A 22,319-nucleotide genomic window follows, 5' to 3' on the forward strand; every position below is an offset into this window, starting at 1 on the left:
TTCATGTTTAAGCATTTTTTACTAAGTCTTTTTATTTCCTTGCAAGCTTTATTTGCAGTAACAGATCGAGACTTGGCGCAATCAATTAATTTATTGATCAATCAGATCAAGTCAGATCAGCTACCCAATGGTCATATTGGTAGAGGCAAGGGTTATACGGCTATCAATGCTTTAGCCTTGTCCTATGCCGGTGTTAAAGCCAGTGACCCAGTCATGAAGAAAGCTCTCAAGGCGCTTTTAGATGCGCCACCGTCACGTATCTATGACCTCTCTGTTTACATTATGCTCTTGGCAGAAGTGGACAAGGTTCGCTATAAAACCGAGATCAATAAGCAGGCACAAGTCTTAATTAGAACACAGGCAAATAATGGAACTTGGAATTATACGGGAAACGGCCCAGGAGATAATTCGGTCACTCAATTTGCTTTGTTGGGCTTGCATGCGGCACGTTCTGCAGGAGTTAAAATTCCCGCCGTGGTTTTCGAGCGTTCTCGAAATCATTATATAAATCAACAAAACAAAGACGGAGGCTGGGGTTATGTTTCTAGTCGCTCAGTAACTCCGAGTATGACGGCTGCGGGCCTCTCTTCTTTGAGCATATGTGGTGAAGAATTAGAAGAATCTTTAGAAGTTAAAAAAGGACCGCGTTTTATTGGTAAATACCTTTCGAACCCCAAGATTCAAAAATCGATGCAAAGACTAGAAGTCACACTTAAAACGTCTCCCCAAAGTATTTTTTCTGATGGTTACACAAGTTATGGCCTAGAACGAGTAGGGATATTCTTTGACCGTCGTTATATAGCGGGAGTCGATTGGTATCGTTATGGCGCCACGAGTATGATTCGCAATCAATTTCGTTTTCGTACTCATAGTGAAGCTTTTTTCCCCTTACTCTTTTTAGCAAAGGGTAATACGCCACTTTTGATGGGTAAACTCACCCCTAATTTTGCAAAAAACAACTCGGATTTACGTCGCAGTGACTGTCGAAATATGATGAAAGATTTGACGAATTTACTAGAGACAAAAGTGGATTGGGAAAAAGTTTCTTTGAGTTCTCAAAATACATCCTTGGGGAAATTGCCCATATTGTATTGGTCTGGTTACAATGTCACTCGTTTGACTGATGAAGAAAATCAAGTGTTAAAAAAGTTTCTTGATGATGGTGGCACACTCCTTATTGCACCTGCATTGGCGAGTCAAGCATTTGAAGATGGCGCCCTACAAGAGTTAAGAAAAATCTATCCAACGGCCGTCTTTGAGGATTTGCCTGGTGAGCATGAGCTACGTCAAATGTATTATGATTTACGTGATCAATATGTGCCTTTAAAAGTCTTAAGTTCTCATTGTTTAAAACATAAAGTCTTCTTATTGGAAGATGATTTTTCTATTCAGTATGAAGCCAAGAAAGTTCACAAAATCAATCGCTTAACTTTAGCTAATTTAGCTCGTTTTGCGATGGGAGAAAAACCTCTTTTAGGTCGCTTAGTCCAAAGGCAATTAGAAGTCAAAAAAGAAGTGAAAAACAAAGGCATTAATCTGGATGAAAAAGATGATCAGGATGGTATGCAGTTGGCTTACCTCGCTTACTCGGGAGTTCAATCCCTACAGAAAAAATCTCAAGGTTTAGAATTGATGCAAGCGTATTTCCGTCAATCTATGAACTTTCCTTCCCGCAACAAAGCCAAAGAAGTGGATTTACGTGATTTAAAAGCCATGCAGCAGTATCCCTTTATTTCTTTTTCAGGTTCAAAAGTACTAAAGCTGAGTACAGAAGAAAAGGCCAATCTAAAATATTATTTGGAAAATGGGGGCTTCATTTTTTGTGAAAATACCTGCTCGAAACCCGCTTTTAGTGAATCAGTCGAAGAACTCATTTTAGAACTCTTTCCTCAAGAGAAACTGACAAATGTCCCACTTGATCACGTACTCTACAAAGAGCCATATTCCCAAGACCTAACTTTGTTGGGGAAGGCAAAGGGACAGAGTCAGTTCCTCAAGGGTTTGCGACTCTCGCAACGCTACGTTTTGGTGCTTTCTCCCTATGATTTAAGTAGTTCAATTGGCGGCGGTGCTCACGACTTTGGTGGACTTGATACTGAATCTGCCATTCGCTTATTTACTAATATTATTTCTTATGCTTTAAGCTACTGACTTGTTCAAATCACTCATGAGAGTAAAATAGGCGCATAATAAACCACGGTAGAAAATGCTAACTGAAGAAGAAAAATTACGCTATAGTCGTCATCTACTCTTAGATGGCTTTGGAGAAGAAGCTCAAAACAAACTCAAAGAGAGTTCTGTGCTCTTAATTGGAGCAGGGGGCTTGGGTTGCCCTGTGGGGCTTTATTTGGCCGCCGCAGGAGTGGGGCAGATCACCATAGTTGATTTTGATTTAGTCGAAAATTCGAACTTGCAGCGACAAGTCGCTTTTGAAAGTGATGATTTAGGTTTACCGAAAGCAGAGCTTTTAGCAGCGAAAATGCGACAGTTAAATCCTTTCATAAAAGTGACCAGTATTTGTGAGCGCTTTGATCAAAAGAATGCCGCAGAACTTTTAGCTAAACACGATGTTTTAGTCGATGGTTCTGATAATTTTTCTACTAGATACCTCTGTAATGATGCGAGTTACCTCTATAAAAAACCACTGATTTTTGCGGCAGTTTCTCGTTATAGTGGGCAATTATCGGTGTTTAATCAAAATGAAGAAGCTCCATGTTATCGCTGTTTATTTCCCCAAGAGCCTGAGGCAGGTATTACTGCGAATTGTTCTGAAGCTGGAGTACTAGGTGCTTTGGTGGGCGTTTTAGGCACACTTCAGGCAGTTGAATGCTTGAAAGTCCTGGCAGATGTGGGAGAAAGTGCTTCCGGAAAATTTGTTACTTATGATATGCTGAATAGCCAGTTCAGTAGCTATAAATTAGCGAAGTCCGCAAATTGTCAATTATGCAGTGATAAAGCAAGTATAAAATCACTCATGACCCATGAAGAACATTGTGATTTAGAAGATAAAAGGTCCTTAGATTTAGATGAGTTTAAAAAGATTTATGAGCAAGAAAATGTTGAGCTTTTAGATATTCGTGAAAATGCTGAAAAGTCTTTATTTCCGATTCCCTACGAAAGCCAGCATATCCCTTTGAGTGAACTGAAAAACCGCATTGCTGAACTCGATGAAAACAAGCTTTATTGTAGCCTATGTCAATATGGCGAGCGTTCTCGCAAAGCGCATTTAGTTTTAAAAAAGAATAAAATAAAGTCCTATTACCTTAATGAGGGAATGGATAAATTACTTTAAATAAAAAGATGACTTACTACCAAGATATTTTTGTCCATCGTCCTTACTTGGAAGATATGAAGCTCAAGGATTTTCCTGAGTCACCAGCTTATATCATTGATGAGCTAGCGCTTGAGCGTAATTTAAAAATCCTCAAAGAAATTAAAGATCAAACGAATTGCAAAATTTTGTTAGCTCTCAAGGGCTTTGCCAATTATAAAACTTTTCCATTAATCAAACAATACTTGGACGGTTGTTGTGCATCTTCTTTATGGGAAGCACAATTAGCTCGTGAAGAATTTGGTCTCGAAGTGCATACTTATTCACCTGCATATAGCGCTGATGAAATCCAAGAAATCAGTCACATCTCTAATCATATTATTTTCAATTCTGTTCAACAAATTGAACGATACAAAGATTCAGTTGGCAATAAAGAGATAGGTCTGCGCATTAATCCAGAACATTCAGAAACGGAAGTCGAACTTTATAACCCTTGTTCTCAATCTTCGCGTTTGGGGGCAAAATTATCTGACTTAGGTGATTTAGATTGTTCAGCTATCTCGGGTTTCCATATGCATACTCTTTGTCAAAAAGGAGCCGATGCTTTGGCGAGAACTCTGGAAGTATTTGAAGATAAATTCAAATCATATCTTCCACAGCTCAAATGGCTTAACTTAGGTGGTGGGCATCATATTACTCAAGAAGGATATGATACTGACTTGCTGATTAAACTAATAAATGATTTTAAAAACAAGTATGACCTACAAGTTTATTTAGAGCCAGGAGAAGCCGTGGCAATTAACACGGGTTCTTTACTCTGTACGGTTTTAGAGACTTTTGAATCCGCAGGAACAAATCACGCTATTTTGGATATATCGGCAACTTGCCACATGCCAGATGTACTCGAAATGCCTTATCGTCCAGATATCAGAGATGCAGATGAAGCAGGGATTAAAGCTTTTACGTATTTATTGGGTGGAACTTCCTGTTTAGCAGGAGATTGCATTGGCAAATATTCCTTTGATGAGCGTCTAGAAGTTGGTCAGCGTTTATTGTTAGATGATATGAGCCATTACACCATGGTGAAAACACATTTTTTTAATGGCGTTAGGCATCCCGCTATTTATTTAAGAGATAAACAGCGAGACAATGTCCTTTTACGTGATTTTTCGTACTTAGATTATAAAAATAAATTATAAACTATCTAAGTAGTTTTGGCACAAGGCTTCGCACTTTCTATGGACATCGATAAGTGCTATGTCCTGCTGTAGAGCAATGGCTTTCATATCTTCAAATTCAGCACTCGCTTTGATAACTTTTCCCTTGTGTATACCAAGCTTGATATTTAGCTCTCCCCAAGGGCTTTCAATAGTTTCTATTCGACGTTCGAGAATGAGGCGTTTTTCTTCGCGAATCCTCAAGCCAAAGCTAGTCGTTTCTCGTAAAATTATATCGGCAAATTTATTCGTATCACTGACTTGGCAAATAACTTGTATCTGGCTCGCAGCACGAGACTTCTTCATTTGAATTGGAACTAAGCAAGCATCTAAGGCGCCTTCTTGCATGATTTTATCAAAGACCTGTGCCAGAATTTCAGGACTCATATCATCGATATTTGAAGTGAGAACAGTGACCAAATCACTGGCTTGCTTGTTGTCATTTTCCAAAAGCATGACTTTGAGTACGTTTGCGTGACTCGCAAAGGTTTTTTTGCCTGCCCCATAGGAGACTTTATTAATTGAACCCTTGAAAACGCCACTAAAATCAGAACAAAAAGTCTTTATTAGTGCTGCGCCAGTAGGGGTTGTGAGTTCAAACTTTGCAGGGCCCGCAAAAATGGGAAAGCCTTCTAGGAGAAGTGAAGTTGCCGGAGCGGGGATGGGTAAAATACCATGAGCCATTTTCATCGTGCCACTGCCAACTGCAATGGGTGTGGAACTACAGTTATCGACATGCAGTTCATAAAAAGCTGCACATGCAGTGCAGATGTCGGCAATCGCATCTATTGCACCCACTTCGTGGAAATGAACACTATCAAAAGTTTTGCCATGTATACGAGCTTCAGCATTCGCTAAATGAGTGAAAGCTTCAATAGCGAGCTTCTTGGCACCCTCAGGCATGGGAGATGATTCGATAAGAGCAATGATTTTTTTGGGAGTTCGCGAATCGTCGTGTGAGTGATCGTGTGAGTGATCGTGTGAGTGATCGTGTGAGTGATCGTGTGAGTGATCGTGTGAGTGATCGTGTGAGTGATCGTGTGAGTGATCGTGTGAGTGATCGTGTGAGTGATCGTGTGAGTGCAGATCGACATGCTGATTGTCCACAAACTCATTTTTATGGGGGTCTAAAACTTTAAATGAAAATGAACTTATACCATTTTTCATCGTGGCTTCTAAGCTGGTTTGATAGCCATTTAAGTCGGGGAGATAAGAAAAAATTTCTTCTTGTTTTTGCGGACTTAGTAGACCTAATAAAGCTGCGGAAAACATGTCGCCAGCTACACCAGAAAAGGGGTCGATAAATAAAGTTTTCATTGAGTTTCCATAAATTTAATTTTCTACAATTTAGCACTCTACAGGCACAAAACAAAAAACCCCAATAGATAGTCTATTGGGGCAGTAGATAAGTACGAGTTTTACGTTGAAGAGGATAAAGAGCTCTTAAGCAGCAGGGCGGTTAATGAGCCCTTGTAACTCGTGTGGTGCAAGCTTACAACGTAGGCGTCTAAGGGCCTCTTGTTGTAATTGGCGAACACGCTCTGACGTGAGTCCGACTAATTCGCTTGTTTCAGCTAGAGTTTTTGCCTCTCCATCTTCAAGACCGAAGCGTGCAGATAAAATGCTGTATTCACGCTCACTAAGTTCTTGTCGTACAATTTCCATCAAGGTTTTGTAACCATCGTGAAATTCCATTACTTCACCAGGGTTGGGCGAATGAGAATCAGGTAAGAGTTCGCCTTTTTCAGTCGCTTTACCATCTTGATTAATTTGTTCATTAATGGAGAATGAAGAAGTATCGACGTGAAGACTAGTAGATCTGACAAGCTTTGGGCTTATTCCCACTTCTTTAGCAACTTGGTGATCATCAGTTTTACCCGTATTCTGTTTGATTTTAAGGCGAGCATTTTTGATTTTTTGCATGCGAAGCAAAGATTGAACTGGAACTCTGACAATTCTTTTGTCGTCGCGAATAGCTCTGCGAATATTTTGTTTGATCCACCAAGCGGCATAGGAAGCGAATTTTGCGCCATGTCCGGGTCTGAAACGTTGAGCGGCTTTGACTAAACCATGATTGCCTTCTGCGATGAGTTCTGCAAGTGCAACACCGCGATTCATGAATTGTTTAGCAATCGTAACAACCAATCTCAAATTAGCGAGGGTTAGTTCTTGAATGGCAGATTCATCACCATTAGCAATTTTGTTTGCGAGCACAATTTCTTGATCACTATCAATGAGATCGTAATCACTCAGGTTTTTTAGGTAGTTATCCAATGCGTTGGCAACCATTTTGTTTCTCCGTTAGTTTTAATGTTCTATAGACAATTCAGAGAAAAAAGAAAATCCTTACAAGCTTTTACAAAAAAAATTAAATTTTTTATTATTTGAGCTCAAAAAAAAGTATTTTATTACTATTCAAGTATGTTTTTGGAGAAAAAAAGTTGCTGTGTCAACGGCACTGAGCATAATTCAGATTATGGTTTTAACCATAGATCATTAGTTTAGTTGTTTCATTCCGTTCTGCAGGAACGGCGAATAGACTAAAGTCCATCGTCAAGGGCGTGGAGTAGTTCTAAAAAGCTATCTTCTCTTTAGTGAAGGTATGAGGTAGCTACCTTATAAGAGCCCAGTCTATAGAAGATTTCTCTGATCTACTTTTTTGCGCTAGAAAAAACTTCCCAGTCAGCTTTGTCTTCAAAGTAGGCGTGCAGGGTATTCATTACCGATAAAAGGCGTCGACCCCAATGATATTCAAAAGTTAGCCTCCAGTGCCAAAGGCCATCATTCTTCAAACCAGATCTATAAAGTTCGAGCCCTTCCGCCACATCTTGATAGATGTCGGCCAATTCCTCTTGTATATCTGTTCGAATGAGTTCGTCATCACTTTGCAGTGGATTAATGACATCAACATATGAGGTGACTGGGAGCGAGTCAAAACGATCATAAACATTACGCCATTGATCAATGGGAATGCGCTTCTCAGAATGGAAATCTTCTTCATCAGGTAAATCGAGTCCAGCTAAGCCCAAAAGTGCAGCATAGAGTAGTGACATGTTCTGCAAGCCAATACGTGCTTCATTTTCAGTATCAGTAGGTTCGTTTTCAGCCCAATCACAAAAGTTTTGTGCTGCGGTCACTAAATTATCAAAGATTTCATTCGTAGACATGATTTACATCCCATTTGTTTGATACTTCAAACTAACTGAGAGTTTGACGCTTTCCAGTCATTAACTTATTTTTATCTTACTTAATAGATAGGGATATTTTATGCACAAATGGGAACAGAAAAGTTCGGACCTGGTTTTTGAAGCCGGTTTTATGAAATTACAGAAAAATAAATGTATTAATCCAAGGAATGGACACGAAGGGGATTATTACGTGTTTCACTTTCCCGATTGGGTTACAATTGTTCCCTTCACGAAAGAAGGCAATATTGTCATGATCCGCCAGTACCGTCACGGTAGTCAAGAATACGAACTGGAATTGCCAGGTGGTGCGATTGAAAAAGGAGAGGAAGTTTTAATCGCAGGTCTAAGAGAGCTGCAAGAAGAGACGGGAGGAACCTGTTCGGAATATAGCTTGGCAGGAAAAGTTCGCCCGAATTCTTCCATGCAAGATAATTGGTGTTACACAATGATTGCCAAAGATGTTTCCCTCGGCGCCGAGCGCAACTTAGACCCCGGTGAAGATATAGAAGTCTTAGAAATGACTCCCGAAGCCGTTCGCCAAGCCATTTTTTCAGGAGAAATCACTAATACCATGATGATCTCCTCACTCTATTTCGCCGGAGTGTAAGACTTCCCCCCCCCCAAGATTTACAAAAGCCTTACAATTTTCATCATGATATGATGAAAGCTTGTTATATAATCATATCACATCAAACAAGGTATTAAGTTTTGATTTCGGGACTAATGATCTAGGGGAATAAAGGATAGTTGATCTTGAGGTGCCAAGCTGTAAGCTTTTTGTAAATAATAAAAAAGGGAGCCCTTTGAGCTCCCTTTTTCTATGACTTAATGAGTCTAGTTCGACTTAATTATCAGTTTTAATAGAGTGAGCCTTCAACCACTCATTAAATTGTTCCTGAGTTCGAATGTTAGGGACGCGTTCGACATGGCCATCACCAAACAAAACAAGAATTGAGCCATCTTTTTGCATACCTGGGCGTGTTGCGATCATCGCAATATCAGGATCTTCAAAGTCATTGATATGCAGGCCAGGTTTAAAGAGGATACGGTAATCAGTTTCGTCTGCAATGACTTGTTCAAGAGTCGGGTTGGGGTGATCTTTAGAAGCAAACAAGGACATTTCGAATTCTAATTTATTTAAGTCGTCAGGGATGACGCTTTCCGAACCATCAGAAAAATACATTAAGATAAAAATACCCATTTGTTTAAGGTTGTTAATGTCTCTCTTTTGTACGGCTTTGGCTCGGGCTTTACCTAGTGCAGGAAGAACCATGGCAGCTACGACGCCTACATAGGCAGCCTGTAACTGTGTAGGAGATACGGCAAAGGCTGATTGACCATTTAAGGAAACCGCTCCAGGTTTAATCGTACTCGCAAACCAAAAATTACTCAATTGTTTCTCTTGCATTTTACTGACAATCATAGAAATGGATTTTTGGGCATCTTGATCGGGAATATTTGGGATGAGTTTTTCTGCCCAGTTGAGTGTTGACTGAGTGTTGAGAAAGCCGAAGGAGTTTCCAGAGTAACTTGATTCAGTAAGCTTAGTAGAACTCATGTCAGCAGCTTTTTGATTAAAGTCAGTTTTGGGAATGAGCCAGTCACTATCTGAGCTCAACATGATCCATTGATCATTGATGGCAAGAGTAGGACTTTTGTCGATAGGGAGCTTGTCTGCAGAAGCATAAGTTGTCCAACCATTTTTCTCTGCACTGGTGATTTTTTTAGCCTCAAGACCCTTTTTCAGAACCATCTTATTGAGGAGTTCTGCAAGATAGCCACTCTTGTTACCAATAAGTAGTTTGATTTTGAGTGAAGGAGCTTCTAAGCCAGGAAGAGCAATTTGCTTTCCTTCTTCAAAAGAAATGGCTAGAGCCATCTCTGTATCGAGGGCCAGTTTAAGTTTTTCAAAATCAATTTCCATCATATTCAACATAGCGGGGACTGATTGAACTTGTTGAGTGAACTCAGCTGCCTCAGGAATGGATTGAGACGTTTTAAGAATAAAGTCATAGAGCACGCCTGGATTAAAGCGGCCGGCAACCACTAAATCAGAATCAGAATCTATATACTTAAGTGATTCGAGTGTGGCATTTGCACCACCTGCTAATTGTGCCGCTGGCTTAGTTTCGTAACCATCTTTAGTCATCATATAAAACTTGACTGCGTAACCATTGTCTTGCTTCTTGTTACTTAAGGCATAGGCTTTACTATCAAACATTCCATAATCATCAAGTCCTTGATAGATTTTGTTGACAATAGCTTGTTTCGATGGATCTTGTTTAAAGTCATCCGTCGATAGAATGAAGTCGCGAATTCCTTCGTACATAGCATTATCTTGCTCTTCATACATGAGGAATGATCCGCCTGTATCGACATTTTGCATAGCTAAATTGAATTGGCTATTATCTGTTTGGATACTTTTTTCTGTTTCTTTGACAGTGTTATCTGCCTTGTTTACTTGTTCATTGTCTTTGCATGAACTGAGTAAGATGGAAGCAGCGAGTGTGCCTCCTAATAAAAGTTTCTTCAAATTAAATCCCTCCGAATTTCGTGCCAGATTTTGGCATCATTTAACAATGGCTTGCTGTCAAGTTTGGTAGCCCTCCAACAACCGTACTTAAAATTAACAAGTTATAGAATTTATACAATTGGATTAATTGAGTACTCAAGAGTTTTTACCACTCTTTCACAGTGTGAATAGTCATAAGGAAAAAATGAGAGCTTATCGGAGATAGGTCATTTTAAGATTTTTGTAGAATTGATTTTTTCGTTTTTTTTTTATGAAGTCGGTACGGATTTAAAATTTCACATCTTCCCTCTCAAAAGTTGGAGGAACCTTAAATTAAAAGGAGAAAAAATTATCCCCAAAAACCCCAAAAACCCCGAAGAGCTGATGGAGAGCGAGTAGATAAGTTTAATGAAATACTTGAATCTGATTACTGATAAGTGAATAAAAAAGGCCGATCATAGTGATCGGCCTTTTGAATCAGTTTAGAGTCTGATTAAACTGTTAAACCATCCTCGAGGAGGTGGAAGTTGAGGTATTGATAAATTGCATCATCTTTACCTTCAAGCTTTGGTGTCACAATGTCTTGGTATTCCTTTGGAGTAGGAATGTGGCCCAAGAGTGAAACTGCGGCTGCGAGTTCCGCAGAACCGAGGTAAACTTGTGCGCCATCACCGAGGCGGTTGTTGAAGTTACGTGTAGAAGTTGAGAATACGTGAGCATTGTCTTGTACACGAGCCTGGTTACCCATACAGAGTGAACAACCTGGCATTTCGATACGAGCACCAGCAGCTGAGAATTTTGAATAGTAGCCTTCTTTAGTGAGTTGCTCTGCATCCATTTTTGTTGGAGGGCAAACCCATAGGCGGGGCTCAACTTGACCTTCGCCTTCAAGTACAGTGGCAGCGGCACGGAAGTGACCGATGTTAGTCATACAAGAACCGATAAAGACTTCGTCGATTTTGTTACCAGCAACGTCAGAGATCTTTTTAACGTCATCTGGATCGTTAGGGCATGCTACGATAGGCTCAGTCATTGCATTGAGGTCGATTTCGATTACAGCAGCGTACTCAGCGTTAGCATCAGCTTCCATGAGCTCGCCATTAGCAATCCAATCTTTCACATCAGCAATACGCTTGCGAAGTGTATCAGGATCTTTATAACCACCCTCAATCATAGCTTCCATGAGCGTAATGTTTGAGTTGAGGTATTCTTCTATTGGCTCACGGTTGAGTTTGATTGTTGCGGCAGCGGCAGAACGCTCTGCAGCAGCATCAGTTAATTCAAATGCTTGTTCAACTTTAAGATCTGGAAGACCTTCGATTTCGAGAACACGGCCAGAGAAAATATTAACTTTACCTTGCTTTGCAACAGTGAGGTGACCCTCTTGGATAGCTTGGTAAGGAATCATGTTAACCACATCGCGAAGAGTAACACCAGGCTGAAGTTCTCCTTTGAAACGTACGAGTACTGATTCAGGCATATCGAGTGGCATAACGCCAAGTGCTGCAGCAAAAGCTACGAGACCAGAACCTGCAGGGAAAGAAATGCCGAGAGGGAAACGCGTGTGAGAATCACCACCAGTACCGACTGTGTCAGGTACGAGAAGGCGGTTGAGCCATGAGTGAATAACGCCATCACCAGGAGCAAGAGAAACGCCGCCGCGGTTGGAGATGTAGTCAGGGAGTGTTGCGTGAGTATTTACGTCAGTAGGCTTAGGGTAAGCCGCAGTGTGACAGAAAGACTGCATAACGAGGTCAGCGTTGAACTTTAAACAAGCGAGTTCAGTCATTTCTGACGCAGTCATTGGACCCGTAGTATCTTGTGAACCAACAGTCGTCATTTTTGGAAGACAAGCTGTACCAGGAAGGATACCTTCTACGCCACAAGCTTTACCGACCATTTTCTGTGCGAGTGAATAACCTTGACCCGCTGCTGGAGCTGGATTGTCAGGGTTGACAAAAAGACCGCTTTCTTCAATTGAACTAAGTCCGAGTACGCCACGAGCTTTCTCTGTGAGCTGTTTACCAATAATAAGTGGTACACGTCCACCTGCACGGAATTCGTCGAGGATAGTGTTAGGCTTAACTTCGAAAGAAGTGATTACAGAACCATCTTCTGCAAGGATTTTACCTTCGAGAGGTTTAACTGTGATCACTTGACCAGTAGAAAGTGCACTTACATCAGTTTGGATGGGGAGTGCACCAGAGTCTTCTGCAGTGTTGAAGAAAATTGGAGCAATGATGCCACCTATAATTACACCACCACGACGCTTATTTGGAATGAAGGGGATGTCGTCGCCAATGTGCCAGAGAAGTGAGTTACAAGCTGACTTACGTGAAGAACCTGTACCTACAACATCACCAACGAAAGAAACAGGAAGACCTTTTTCTTCGAGTTTTGCGATTTCCGCAGGACCTTCTGGGAAGAGGCTACCGCCCATGCAAGTTGAGTGAAGTGGAATATCCGCACGAGTGAAGGCGAATTTAGCAGGAGAGAAATCATCTGTATTGATTTCGCCATCTACTTTATAAATAACTGTTTTGATTTCTGCAGGAATGTCTTCAGCATTAGTGAACCATTCAGCATTTGCCCATGAAGTTACGACTTCCTTAGCTGTAGCGTTACCGCCTTCAGCGAGTACGTTCACATCTTCGAAGCAGTTAACTGCGAGAACCATGTTTTTGAGAGATTCAGCAGCAAGAGGTGCAAGCTCTGCATCTTCGCTAGCGACAACGTCGATAAGACCTTGGAGGTTATAACCACCAACCATTGTACCAAGAAGTTTTACAGCATCAGCTTTTGAGATAACTTCACATGTGTTAGCACCTTTGACAACACCAACGAGGAAATCAGCTTTTACGTGAGCTGCAGGGTCCACACCAGGGTTAATGCGATTAGTAAGGAGGTCAAGAAGTTCTTCACCTTTACCACTAGGGATATTTTGGAGGAGGCTTACTAGCTCTTCAGCTTGTGATTTACTTAGTGCGAGGGGAGGGATGCCTTGAGCTTCACGCTCAGCAACATGCTTGTAGTAGTCTTCGAAAAAAGTCGACATGAGGATCTCAAAATTTACAGTTAACAAATAAACATTTATGACGTAATAAGTACGTAAAAATAACCCGATAATAATAAATTCATTTTAGAGAAAAACAATCGTCAAAATCAAAAGCTTGAGAAATAATCGAAAATAGTTGGTTGAGTTAAGTTTTTTACGTTTTTGGAATTTTAACTCGAGATAAAAACTCAGTCAAATCAGTACTTTATTCAAAAACAAACTGATTGAGTGCTAAGAGAGTATTTTGGTGATTGAGTTCAAGGCTATCGTAGAGATCAAGAGCAGAATCAAAATTCCCTTTTCTTGTGCGCGCTTCCATTGTTTTGGCAATTTCTCTAATCGTATTAAAACCTAAACTAGCCGCACCACCCGCATACTTATGCGTGTAACGCATAAAGTTTTCTTGGTCGCGGTCTTTTTTTGCTGTTTTGATATTGCGAAGCATTTCTTGTACTTCTATTAAATATATTTCTATCAATTTATGGAAGCCTTCGGAACCGAGTGTTTGGTGGATGTCTAGTAACATTTTAGAGTCAATTAATTCTAGAGGGGTATTGGTGGGGTCTTTGTCGATGCTTAATTGGGAGGGAGAATTGAGGAGTTTGCTGACCGTTTTTAAGAGGAGTTCTTTAGAGTAAGGTTTAGGTAAATAGGCGTTCATCCCTAATTCGAGGTAGCGTTCACGGTCGCCTTCCATAGCATTTGCGGTGACCGCAATAATGGGAATGTTTTTATAATCTTCATCAGATTTTCGTATAAGTTCAGTTGTTTGAATGCCATCGAGTCCGGGCATTTGAATATCCATAAGGATTAGATCAAACTTATCTGACTCGAGGAATTCAATCACTTCAAAACCATTATCCGCAGTTTTTATATAGTGTGTTTCATCTGAGTTTAAGTATGAATACATGACACGTTGATTAACATGGTTGTCTTCGGCAATGAGTACGCGAAGAGGTGGTAGAGCGGGAGCACGAGTTTTAGTTTTTTCTGAAGGCTTTTTGGTGACGGGCAAAGTAATGGTGAAGCTAAAAGTAGAACCAGCGCCAGGTTGAGAGTTAAGCTCAAGGTTTGAATTCATGCACTGCAAAATCATTTCTGAAATAGGGATGCCAAGTCCCGTACCTTCATTTTGTCGTGAATGTGAGTTATCTACTTGAGTGAATTTTGAGAAAATTAGGTCATTTTCTTCGGAACTAATGCCGATACCGGTGTCGGCCACAGAAATAGTGACTTTGGCTTTTTTATCATTTTTTTCGATGAGGTCGAGTTTTAATTTAATATAGCCTTGGTCGGTGAATTTGACCGCATTTGAGACGAGGTTAGAGATGATTTGGCGCAAACGGTTTTTATCACCCATAAGCACGAGTTTTTCAAGTTCTTCGGGGGCATCAAGGTAGAGCTCTAATTTATCATTATTACAGCTCGTTTTAGCTAAATCGATCACTTGCAGGCAGAGTGAAAAAAGTGAAAAAGGTTCAGGCCGCAAGGTTAACTGCTTACCTTCGAGCTTGGCAAAATCCAGAATGTTGTTGACTAGGTTGAGTAGAGCCTCTGATGAATGAGAAATAATATTAACGAGCTCAGCCTGGCGTTTATTGAGATTGGTTTCTTGCAGGATATTGAGGATGCCAATAATTCCATTGAGAGGAGTGCGAATTTCGTGACTCATGGTGGCGGAAAACTCTGATTTTATACGTAATGCATTTTCTAGGTCGCGATTAACTTCATCTTGCGCTATCAAACATTGAACTCGAGATGAGAGTTCTTCCTTGCATATAGGAGGGTAAAGGAGGTCTGAGCAGTTAAGGCTGTAATAGTCTTGTATTTCTTCAGGATTAAATGCAGGTAACAATATTAAGGTATTTTGAGTATTTAAACTGGCAACTTTCTCAAGAAAAAAACTTTGCTGAGAAGCGGCTTGTGAGTGATCAATAATTACGAGAGATAGATGATGTTCTGCGTCAATATCCTCTAATTGAGTGAAATCTTTACAGAGATAGAGGTTGATAAGACTGTGATCAAGCTGGTGGCTGATTGTTTTAAAGCTTTCTGCAGTACTATTACAGACAGCGACGTGGGCAAGTTTTTTCATGGGAGTCTCTATTGATTAGTAATTCAGTATAAGCTCTTGTAATTGATTAATGAAATCTTTGATATCGTCTTCTGAATTTTGCCAAGCAAAGCTAATGCGTAAAACGCCAAAACCATTTTGATCGTTTAAACCTAGGCTTTTGAGTGCGGGGCTAATTTGTTTACTATCTGCAGAACAAGCACTACCCGTGCCGACGATAATGTTTTTACTTGAGAGGGCTCGCATTAAAATGGCTCCCTGCATATTTTTAAAATTCGCTAAAAGGATATAGGGGGAGGCGCTTTCACATGAAATGATTTCTACAGGACAATTTTGATCCTGCGTTTTGAGTTCTTTGAGTTTATTGCGACAAAGTTGATTCAGGGCTTTAATTTTATTACTTTGCTTAGTTTTTTCTTTTGCGTTAAATTGAGCACTAAAACCCAGTGCCGCCACGGCGGCAGCGTCAAGTGTGCCCGACCGTAAGCCATCTTGTTGTCCCCCACCAAATATCCTGGCTTTTGGAAGGTGTTTTTTGTGGACGATTAAAGCCCCGCTACTATTTGGACCATGAAATTTATGTCCTGCAAAAGATAGTGAGCTTATGCCCCAATCATCGATATCTAAAGGTGTTTTACCAAAACCTTGGACTGCATCTATATGTACGTGAATACCACTTCCGTAGGTGAGTTCACTTAAGCGATCGATATCCAAGAGACCGCCCGTCTCATTGTGAAGAAGGGTGAGGGAAATTAGACGAGTTTTGGAATTAATAGTTTTTTCTAAAATATCTAGATCTGGTGCGCCAGTGTGATCTAAGGGGATGTAATGAATTTTGACAGGTTGCTTCTCTATTTCTTTAAAAACATTTAAAATAGAGGGGTGCTCAGCTTCACAAGTAATTAGTTCATCACCCTCTTTAAATTCACTTCCCAGTAAGGCTAAGTTATTGGCTTCAGTTCCTCCACTAGTGAAAATGACGGTGTAATCATTCTTGTCGGCTTTTGATGCTTGGAGTATTTGTCCTCTGGCTTTGTCGGCTAGACGTAGGCATTCTCTAGAAAGTGCGTGTCCTGCATGAGGGTTGGCATAATAGCGTTCGATAGCATCGAAATAAAACTTTTTGATTTCGGACAAAAGGGGAGTTGATGCCGCGTTATCAAGATAAATCATTTTGGAGTTTCCAGCTGCTAAAAAGGTTGAGTAAAGCTTGGCGAGTATAGTTTTTTCTAATGAGCTGACCTTTGCTAATTACACTAATTGCGCCACCAAGAGAACCTATGTTAGGATTTGTACATAAGCCTGCTTTGACTAATGCTTCTGATAGTTCAAGGTGCTCATTTTCTATTATTGCCTGCACGTCGGAGGGTAATTGAAAAGATGAAGAACTAGCGAATAAGCTATTTTGACCATCCCATAGGCATACACAGCAAATGTTGAGAAGTTTTTTATCAATATGATAACAGCCATCTTCAATTCCAATGGAAAAATCGCTATCGTTTTGATAGGCTGCTTTAGCTCTATTGATTGCACCAGAAAAGCTCTCTTCTAAACTGCGAGGCTGTTTTTTAACTCCAGATTCGACATCAATAGAAATGACAGAAGCATCTATTCCTTGATTAGTGAGTTCTTCACTAAGTGCTTGGACTTTAGCTTGATTGCGAGTGCCGATGTGGACTCGCAAAGTCATTAGCGCTTTTTCTTGATGCTGATTTTTTTACGAGCACCAGGTGCGCGCATTTTTTTTGGCTGCGGTCGGTGCTGGTGCGGCACTTGCTGCTGGTGCGGCTTCTTCCACGGGTGGAGTGGAAGCATTGCCCGCTTTAGAGGCACTTCCAGCACGACGAGCATTGAGTTTGGATTTACCTGCTTTAAGTGATCGAGTAGGGCGCTTTGGTTTCTTCATGTTAGAAGAAGTTCCAGTATCGATACCAGATTGAGTTGCCTTTGTCTGAGAAGCAATAGGCTGAGGAGCTGGGACATCAGCAGGCATGGGGGCTGCGGCTAGAACATTGCCATTGCGAACTAAATAAACCATGTTAGAAACTTTTTCGTAGCCTTGGGCATCCGAAGCATGGTAACAATCATTGAGGTAAATGAGGAGGGCTTCAGGCACAGCGGCAGCAATAATCGTATTGCGATTAGGAACGGCGAAGCCGACTGATTTAGTGCCGAAATGCTGTTGGATTTCTACGAGGAGCTTTTTGCGAAGAATACTACTAGCCGTTAGGTCGTCACCTTCTCTTTTGAGTAGCGTGTGAGTAGCACCTTGGTACTTGACCTCGACCGGTTCCCATTCAGGTTCTTCGTGTTTATCTAAAGCTTGCATAGCTAGGCCTTCGACAAAATCAAGCGACCAGTTATTCTCGAGTGCTTCTCTTCGACCGATGAAGTGAGTTTCCCCATTTTGCTTAAAGCCATAAGAGACAAGGGCTCTATTATCATTGCTGTTGGCAATGAGATCGCGGTGAAGAATTTGGTCAATATTATGAATCGTCAAATTACTAAGGATGGGGACTGGTACAACTTCGGTCATTTTTAGCTCCTAAATTATTATGTGTATAAGTTAAGACGAGCTAGCTGATTATCAATTTTGTGATTTAGCTAAAAAATAAAAAATGTCAATAAAAATGAGGAAACTTAAGGGAAAAAGTAGAAACTTAAAAAGTCTTTGCCCTAATTTTTAGCCTAAGCCAATTTAAATTATTTATTTTTGAATTCAGAGGTCATATATTGAATTTAAATTATGGATTTTATATCAGTGAACGAATATGATGTTATTGTAGTTGGGGGAGGGATAAATGGCGCCACGAGTGTTGCGAATTTATCCTATCAAAACCTGAAAGTTGCTCTCATAGAACAAAATGACTACGCTTCGATGACAAGCCAGGCTTCCTCAAATATGATTTGGGGAGGAATAAAATATCTCCAATCAGCAGAATTCACTTTGGTGCGAGCACTTTGCGAATCTCGCAATCGCCTGCTGAAATCTTACCCCGACAGAGTGCGTGAAATCGCTTACTTTACCAGTTTTTACAAAGGTAACCCTTACTCATCCAAGCTCATTTATGCAGGAGCCTGGTTTTATTGGTTGATGGGGGGATGTCAAACTTTTAAACCTCGCTATGTCAAAGCCAAGCAAGTCCGACATGAAGCGCCTTTATTGAAGCAAGAGGGGTTGAATGGTGCGGTATCTTATGCCGATGCTTATTTACCAGATAATGATGCTCGATTTGTCTATCAATTCATTCGTGATTCTCAAAAAAGAGGAGCGGAGTGTTATAACTACACAAGAGTAGAAAAAACCCTTTACAAAAATGGTTTTTGGGAAGTGGATTTATTAGATTTGCGAACTCAGCAAAAACGTCAAATCCGAGCGCGAGCTCTGGTGAATGCCTGTGGGCCGCAATTGAAATCCTTGAGCGAAGATGTTCCCGTAAGTAATCAAGTCGCCTTTTCCAAAGGGGTGCATTTAATTGTGCCGAAAATAGGCCCATCCGACCGCGTTTTAACCTTTTTTTCTAAAGATGGACGTTTGTTCTTCGTCTTGCCGATGGGAAACCGTAGTTGTATAGGGACCACCGATACCCGTGTCGCCAGTCACGAATGTGAAGTGAGTCAGGGCGATCGTCAGTTTATTTTGGATAATATTAACTCTTATTTAAATGAATATAAAGACCTCAGTCTTAAAGATATAATTGCCGAACGTTGTGGTGTACGCACCTTGATAGTCGAAGGAGATGATCAGGGGGAAGATTGGATAAAGCTGACTCGCAAGCATAAAATAGAGTTAGACAAAGATAGAAAGTCATTGACGATTGTCGGAGGGAAAATTACTGATTGCCTCAATGTCGGAGAAGAAGTGGGGGAGGCCATTTGTGACTTGTTAAAAACTCAGTATCGCAAGGGTGTTTGGTATGGCGAAAGTACTGATAAAGATGATTTTCTCGAGGCTGCTAAGAAACTGAATTTACCAAGCTACTTTGATGGGCTAAGTTTACTTGCAGATCATTTGTGGAGACGTTACGGGAAAGAGGCTCTGAAGATTTTAGATCTTCTAAAAGACGATCCCAATTTAATGAATGAAGTTCATCCAGGAAGTGGATATATTAAAGCTGAATTTGTCTACATGGGAAAAGAAGAACAGGTGCATGAACTGGAAGACGTTTTACGTCGCCGTACGACTTTGGCCATGGAGTATAAATTAGATGAAATGGATCTAGATATGATGCGTGAACTGCTGGGGCTCGAGAAGCTTCAGTAGTGAGGCGGCCTTTGATTCATGTCGATGGGCTCTTGTTCTATCGTTTCCTGCATGTTTTTAAGTTCCCTTTGTAGTGCTTGTAAATCCATGTGTTGACGGGTAATAACTTCATTCAGAGTTTCAATCATATCATCTTGCATGCTAACTAGACTTTCGAGGCGTATGAGGCGCTTTTCAAAATCTGAGCTCATTTTTTAATTCCTTTAAACCTTTTCGTATGAAGCCTGGACAATTAGTGGAGATGGAGTGACAGCCAAGTTGTTCGAGTTCATGGTAACGTTCAGCTGAGTCAACTGTCCAGCAATTGATTTCTAGGTCTTTAAATTCGTTTATAAATTCTTTGTTTATGTGAGTTGCGTTTGAACTGATGCCATTAAATTTATGTTTTTCAATGACTGCGCGAGTTTCTTTTAAATCCGGAGAGATCCGTCCTTTACTTAAACGAAAGTGACGGATCCATAAAATCTTGATTTCTGGGCAGAGTTTTCTGAGGCGAATGAGTGTTGGAAGTCGAAAAGAAATGACTGTGACCTGGTCTAGAAGAATTTGCGAGCTTCGAAAAGTTTCGATAAGCTCTTGCTCAACTTGACGACCACACTTTAATTCAATAAAGATTTGCTTGCCTTGCGGCAGTATATCAAGAGTCTCGTGGAGTTCGGGGATGTAGTAGGGGCTGAATTGGCGTATTTCATCTAGAGCAAGAGATTTCGTGGCTAGATCTTTCCCGAGTAATCGTTTGGTGTTGAGGTCATGAAAGGCAATGATTTTGCGATCGCGAGTGAGTAGGAAATCTCCTTCAATGCCATCTGCACCTTGTTCGAAAGCTAAGTTAAAGGCCTCTAGGGTGTTTTCTTTAGCATCTGCACTCGCGCCACGATGAGCAATAAGACTCGTAGTCTGCCCCATTTTTAGTTATTAATGCGAAATTTACAGTCCGGTAAAAATTTCTTAAGTATAGAGATTTCTTCATCAGGAATCTTGAGACTATAACTTATGTGACGCAAAGATTTGCTCTTATGTAAAGGAGATAAATCTTGAATATTAGTTTTGCTGAGGTTTAAACTTTTTAAATTAGGACAGAAAGCCAGTGCTGAAAGATCCTTTATGGCCGTATCAGAGATATCTAAGGACTGCAATTGTTTACAAGATTTAAGCGGACTTAAATCAGTAACTTTAGTACCAGATATATCGAGATCTTCTAAGTGGATCTTATTTTGTAAAACAGTAATACTCGTAATTAAGCTATCTGTGAGATCGATATTTTTGATTTTTTGACAGTTTTTTAAAGCTTCAATATCTTGCAGTTTACGACACCACTTGAGTTTAAGTTTTACTAATTGTGTAGCGTTTTTCAGGAAGTTCACATGAGTGATGAGCTTATTATTGCTAGAACTGAATTCTTCTAAGGCCGTTAAATTGGCAAAGACCTGCATATTCTCGTTGCTAGCTTGAGTATTCATGTAGGTGTTGAGTTTTTTGATTGTGACAAGATTCTTGAGGGGGGCATAATCCTTGAAAGTATGTTTGAAACCGTATAGGTCTAATTCCTCTAAGTTAGTCAAGTTTTCAAGAAAACTTATATCATTGACTTCACTCATGTAGAGGCTGAGCTTCCTGAGCTTCGTAAGGTTTTTTAGACTGGCAGTGTTGTTAATACGGGTGGCATAAAAATTTAAAACTTCGATTTCAGTTAGATTTTCAAAAGGACTTAGGTCAATGGATGTTTCTTCTGACTGTGTCCAACTAATCGCTTCGAATTGACGTAAGTTCTTTAGCTTTGCGAGGGGGGCAAAAGAGTTGAGGTTCTTGTTGCCATACTCAGTACTTAAATCAGAAATCCATTTTATGTCTGAGCAGATTTTTGCAAAAGTCTTTTGGTCAATTGCTTGTCCAATACGAAGTGAGTAATTTTTACTCTCTTCAATATCTTTTAATTTCGATCTAGTTTCAGAACTATATTCTTTAATATTAGCTGAGTATTTAGAAATTTGACTTTGTTCTGCAAATAGGCTACTCAAGCTAAGTAAGCCACTGATTAAGAATTTTTTAAACATGCTTTTTCCCTCAAATTATTTTTCACATACAATAGCGCAAGCAGGGCAATTGTTTCAACTTAGCTGAGAGAAAATATAAGTTTTATGAAAAATTAATATAGTAGCTGGTTTTAACTGAGCGGCTTAGCACAACATCGAATTTTGCATTTTTTTCTATGTTTAAAGTTTAAAATATGTGCAAATAAAATAAAAGCGACACCCCATGGTACGGCTTTGAAATCAGTTTCAGTATTGGTGAAATCTATATCGAGAGAGTGTAGTTCCAAATCTGTCTCGGATGAGTGAATGATTGAGTCACAATCCGTACAGTCTGTAGTAGGTGTTTTTACTTCTAATTCATGAGGGCAACAGGCGTCATCAATAAAAGTGCCGTAACTCGTTAAACTCAGACCTAGAACTCCCAAAAAAAGTACTAGCTTTGAGTTGTACCTAAAATATGATCGAAGAAAGACTGGTACACCTATCAACAAAGCAACAATAAGCATTAAGTGATGGAAGAGTGGATGACTGAAGTATTGGCTTAACCAAGCACCTGAAAACATAAGAACCCACGGCATGAATAAACAGTGGATTAAGCAGACGACAGAAGCAATACTACCAATTAAATCGGCATCGAGTTTTTTGAACATAGTGAGATTTATTCCTAGAAAAATTGATATTGATAATTCATTATCAATAAAAATA

General features: G+C 40.2%; 18 protein-coding genes. 5 read left to right on the plus strand and 13 right to left on the minus strand.

Annotated features, from left to right (window positions below; genetic code table 11):
- The first annotated feature begins 3 nt into the window (after nucleotides 1-3).
- From PQO01_RS14090 to nspC, 3 genes are read left to right on the plus strand one after another with little or no spacing between them, the layout of a single operon-like run.
- Complete coding sequence (locus tag PQO01_RS14090; protein ID WP_274314728.1) at nucleotides 4-2,151, plus strand: DUF4159 domain-containing protein; 2,148 nt, start codon at nucleotides 4-6, stop codon at nucleotides 2,149-2,151.
- 55 nt (nucleotides 2,152-2,206) lie between these two features.
- Nucleotides 2,207-3,292: a molybdopterin-synthase adenylyltransferase MoeB gene (gene moeB / locus PQO01_RS14095; RefSeq protein ID WP_274314729.1), complete on the plus strand. Its 1,086-nt coding sequence runs from the start codon at nucleotides 2,207-2,209 to the stop codon at nucleotides 3,290-3,292.
- An 8-nt stretch (nucleotides 3,293-3,300) separates the two neighbouring features.
- Nucleotides 3,301-4,470 carry a carboxynorspermidine decarboxylase gene (gene nspC / locus PQO01_RS14100; RefSeq protein WP_274314730.1) on the plus strand — a complete coding sequence of 390 codons (1,170 nt, stop codon included), beginning with the start codon at nucleotides 3,301-3,303 and terminating at the stop codon, nucleotides 4,468-4,470.
- Here nspC and larC read toward each other — a convergent pair.
- From larC to PQO01_RS14115, 3 genes are all read right to left on the minus strand, one after another.
- Complete coding sequence (gene larC, locus PQO01_RS14105; RefSeq protein WP_274314731.1) at nucleotides 4,465-5,805, minus strand: nickel pincer cofactor biosynthesis protein LarC; 1,341 nt, start codon at nucleotides 5,803-5,805, stop codon at nucleotides 4,465-4,467. The two genes, nspC and larC, sit on opposite strands and share 6 nt — an antisense overlap.
- A 126-nt stretch (nucleotides 5,806-5,931) precedes the next feature.
- Nucleotides 5,932-6,777 carry a sigma-70 family RNA polymerase sigma factor gene (locus PQO01_RS14110; protein WP_274314732.1) on the minus strand — a complete coding sequence of 282 codons (846 nt, stop codon included), beginning with the start codon at nucleotides 6,775-6,777 and terminating at the stop codon, nucleotides 5,932-5,934.
- A 362-nt stretch (nucleotides 6,778-7,139) separates the two neighbouring features.
- The gene (locus PQO01_RS14115; RefSeq protein ID WP_274314733.1) at nucleotides 7,140-7,655 is read right to left on the minus strand and encodes a DUF5063 domain-containing protein; all 516 of its coding nucleotides are present in this window, start codon (nucleotides 7,653-7,655) and stop codon (nucleotides 7,140-7,142) included.
- 100 nt (nucleotides 7,656-7,755) lie between these two features.
- On the opposite strand from PQO01_RS14115, the gene PQO01_RS14120 reads away from it, so the two are divergent.
- Nucleotides 7,756-8,283 (plus strand): NUDIX hydrolase, encoded by a 528-nt coding sequence (locus PQO01_RS14120; protein WP_274314734.1) that lies wholly within the window; start codon nucleotides 7,756-7,758, stop codon nucleotides 8,281-8,283.
- Between the two features lie 237 nt (nucleotides 8,284-8,520).
- Here the strand turns inward: PQO01_RS14120 and PQO01_RS14125 are convergent, their stop codons facing one another.
- The 6 genes from PQO01_RS14125 to PQO01_RS14150 form a co-directional block, all read right to left on the minus strand.
- The gene (locus tag PQO01_RS14125) at nucleotides 8,521-10,209 is read right to left on the minus strand and encodes a hypothetical protein (RefSeq protein WP_274314735.1); all 1,689 of its coding nucleotides are present in this window, start codon (nucleotides 10,207-10,209) and stop codon (nucleotides 8,521-8,523) included.
- Nucleotides 10,210-10,681: 472 nt separating this feature from the next.
- Nucleotides 10,682-13,243 carry a bifunctional aconitate hydratase 2/2-methylisocitrate dehydratase gene (acnB, locus tag PQO01_RS14130; protein ID WP_274314736.1) on the minus strand — a complete coding sequence of 854 codons (2,562 nt, stop codon included), beginning with the start codon at nucleotides 13,241-13,243 and terminating at the stop codon, nucleotides 10,682-10,684.
- Between the two features lie 205 nt (nucleotides 13,244-13,448).
- Nucleotides 13,449-15,338 (minus strand): ATP-binding protein, encoded by a 1,890-nt coding sequence (locus tag PQO01_RS14135; protein ID WP_274314737.1) that lies wholly within the window; start codon nucleotides 15,336-15,338, stop codon nucleotides 13,449-13,451.
- 15 nt (nucleotides 15,339-15,353) lie between these two features.
- Nucleotides 15,354-16,490: a cysteine desulfurase family protein gene (locus tag PQO01_RS14140; RefSeq protein ID WP_274314738.1), complete on the minus strand. Its 1,137-nt coding sequence runs from the start codon at nucleotides 16,488-16,490 to the stop codon at nucleotides 15,354-15,356.
- On the minus strand, nucleotides 16,477-17,007 hold the full coding sequence (locus tag PQO01_RS14145; RefSeq protein WP_274314739.1) for an inosine/xanthosine triphosphatase: 531 nt from the start codon (nucleotides 17,005-17,007) through the stop codon (nucleotides 16,477-16,479). Before PQO01_RS14145 ends, PQO01_RS14140 begins: the two co-directional genes overlap by 14 nt.
- A gap of 27 nt (nucleotides 17,008-17,034) precedes the next feature.
- A complete protein-coding gene (locus PQO01_RS14150) occupies nucleotides 17,035-17,853 on the minus strand; it encodes a hypothetical protein (protein ID WP_274314740.1) in 819 nt (272 codons plus the stop codon).
- Between the two features lie 225 nt (nucleotides 17,854-18,078).
- Here PQO01_RS14150 and PQO01_RS14155 point away from each other — a divergent pair, with 225 nt between their 5' ends.
- On the plus strand, nucleotides 18,079-19,581 hold the full coding sequence (locus tag PQO01_RS14155; protein ID WP_274314741.1) for a glycerol-3-phosphate dehydrogenase/oxidase: 1,503 nt from the start codon (nucleotides 18,079-18,081) through the stop codon (nucleotides 19,579-19,581).
- On the opposite strand, the gene PQO01_RS14160 is transcribed toward PQO01_RS14155, so the two are convergent.
- The 4 genes from PQO01_RS14160 to PQO01_RS14175 all read right to left on the minus strand — a co-directional run bounded on the left by PQO01_RS14160 (nucleotide 19,575) and on the right by PQO01_RS14175 (nucleotide 22,264).
- The gene (locus PQO01_RS14160; RefSeq protein ID WP_274314742.1) at nucleotides 19,575-19,772 is read right to left on the minus strand and encodes a SlyX family protein; all 198 of its coding nucleotides are present in this window, start codon (nucleotides 19,770-19,772) and stop codon (nucleotides 19,575-19,577) included. The two genes, PQO01_RS14155 and PQO01_RS14160, sit on opposite strands and share 7 nt — an antisense overlap.
- A complete protein-coding gene (locus PQO01_RS14165; RefSeq protein ID WP_274314743.1) occupies nucleotides 19,756-20,487 on the minus strand; it encodes a glycerophosphodiester phosphodiesterase family protein in 732 nt (243 codons plus the stop codon). The genes PQO01_RS14160 and PQO01_RS14165 overlap by 17 nt, the downstream gene beginning before the upstream one ends.
- 2 nt (nucleotides 20,488-20,489) lie before the next feature.
- Nucleotides 20,490-21,635 carry a leucine-rich repeat domain-containing protein gene (locus tag PQO01_RS14170; RefSeq protein ID WP_274314744.1) on the minus strand — a complete coding sequence of 382 codons (1,146 nt, stop codon included), beginning with the start codon at nucleotides 21,633-21,635 and terminating at the stop codon, nucleotides 20,490-20,492.
- A 110-nt stretch (nucleotides 21,636-21,745) separates the two neighbouring features.
- Nucleotides 21,746-22,264 (minus strand): MerC domain-containing protein, encoded by a 519-nt coding sequence (locus tag PQO01_RS14175; protein WP_274314745.1) that lies wholly within the window; start codon nucleotides 22,262-22,264, stop codon nucleotides 21,746-21,748.
- Nucleotides 22,265-22,319 lie beyond the last annotated feature (55 nt).

The organism is Lentisphaera marina (assembly GCF_028745505.1).
GTDB classification, from domain to species: Bacteria; Verrucomicrobiota; Lentisphaeria; order Lentisphaerales; family Lentisphaeraceae; genus Lentisphaera; species Lentisphaera marina.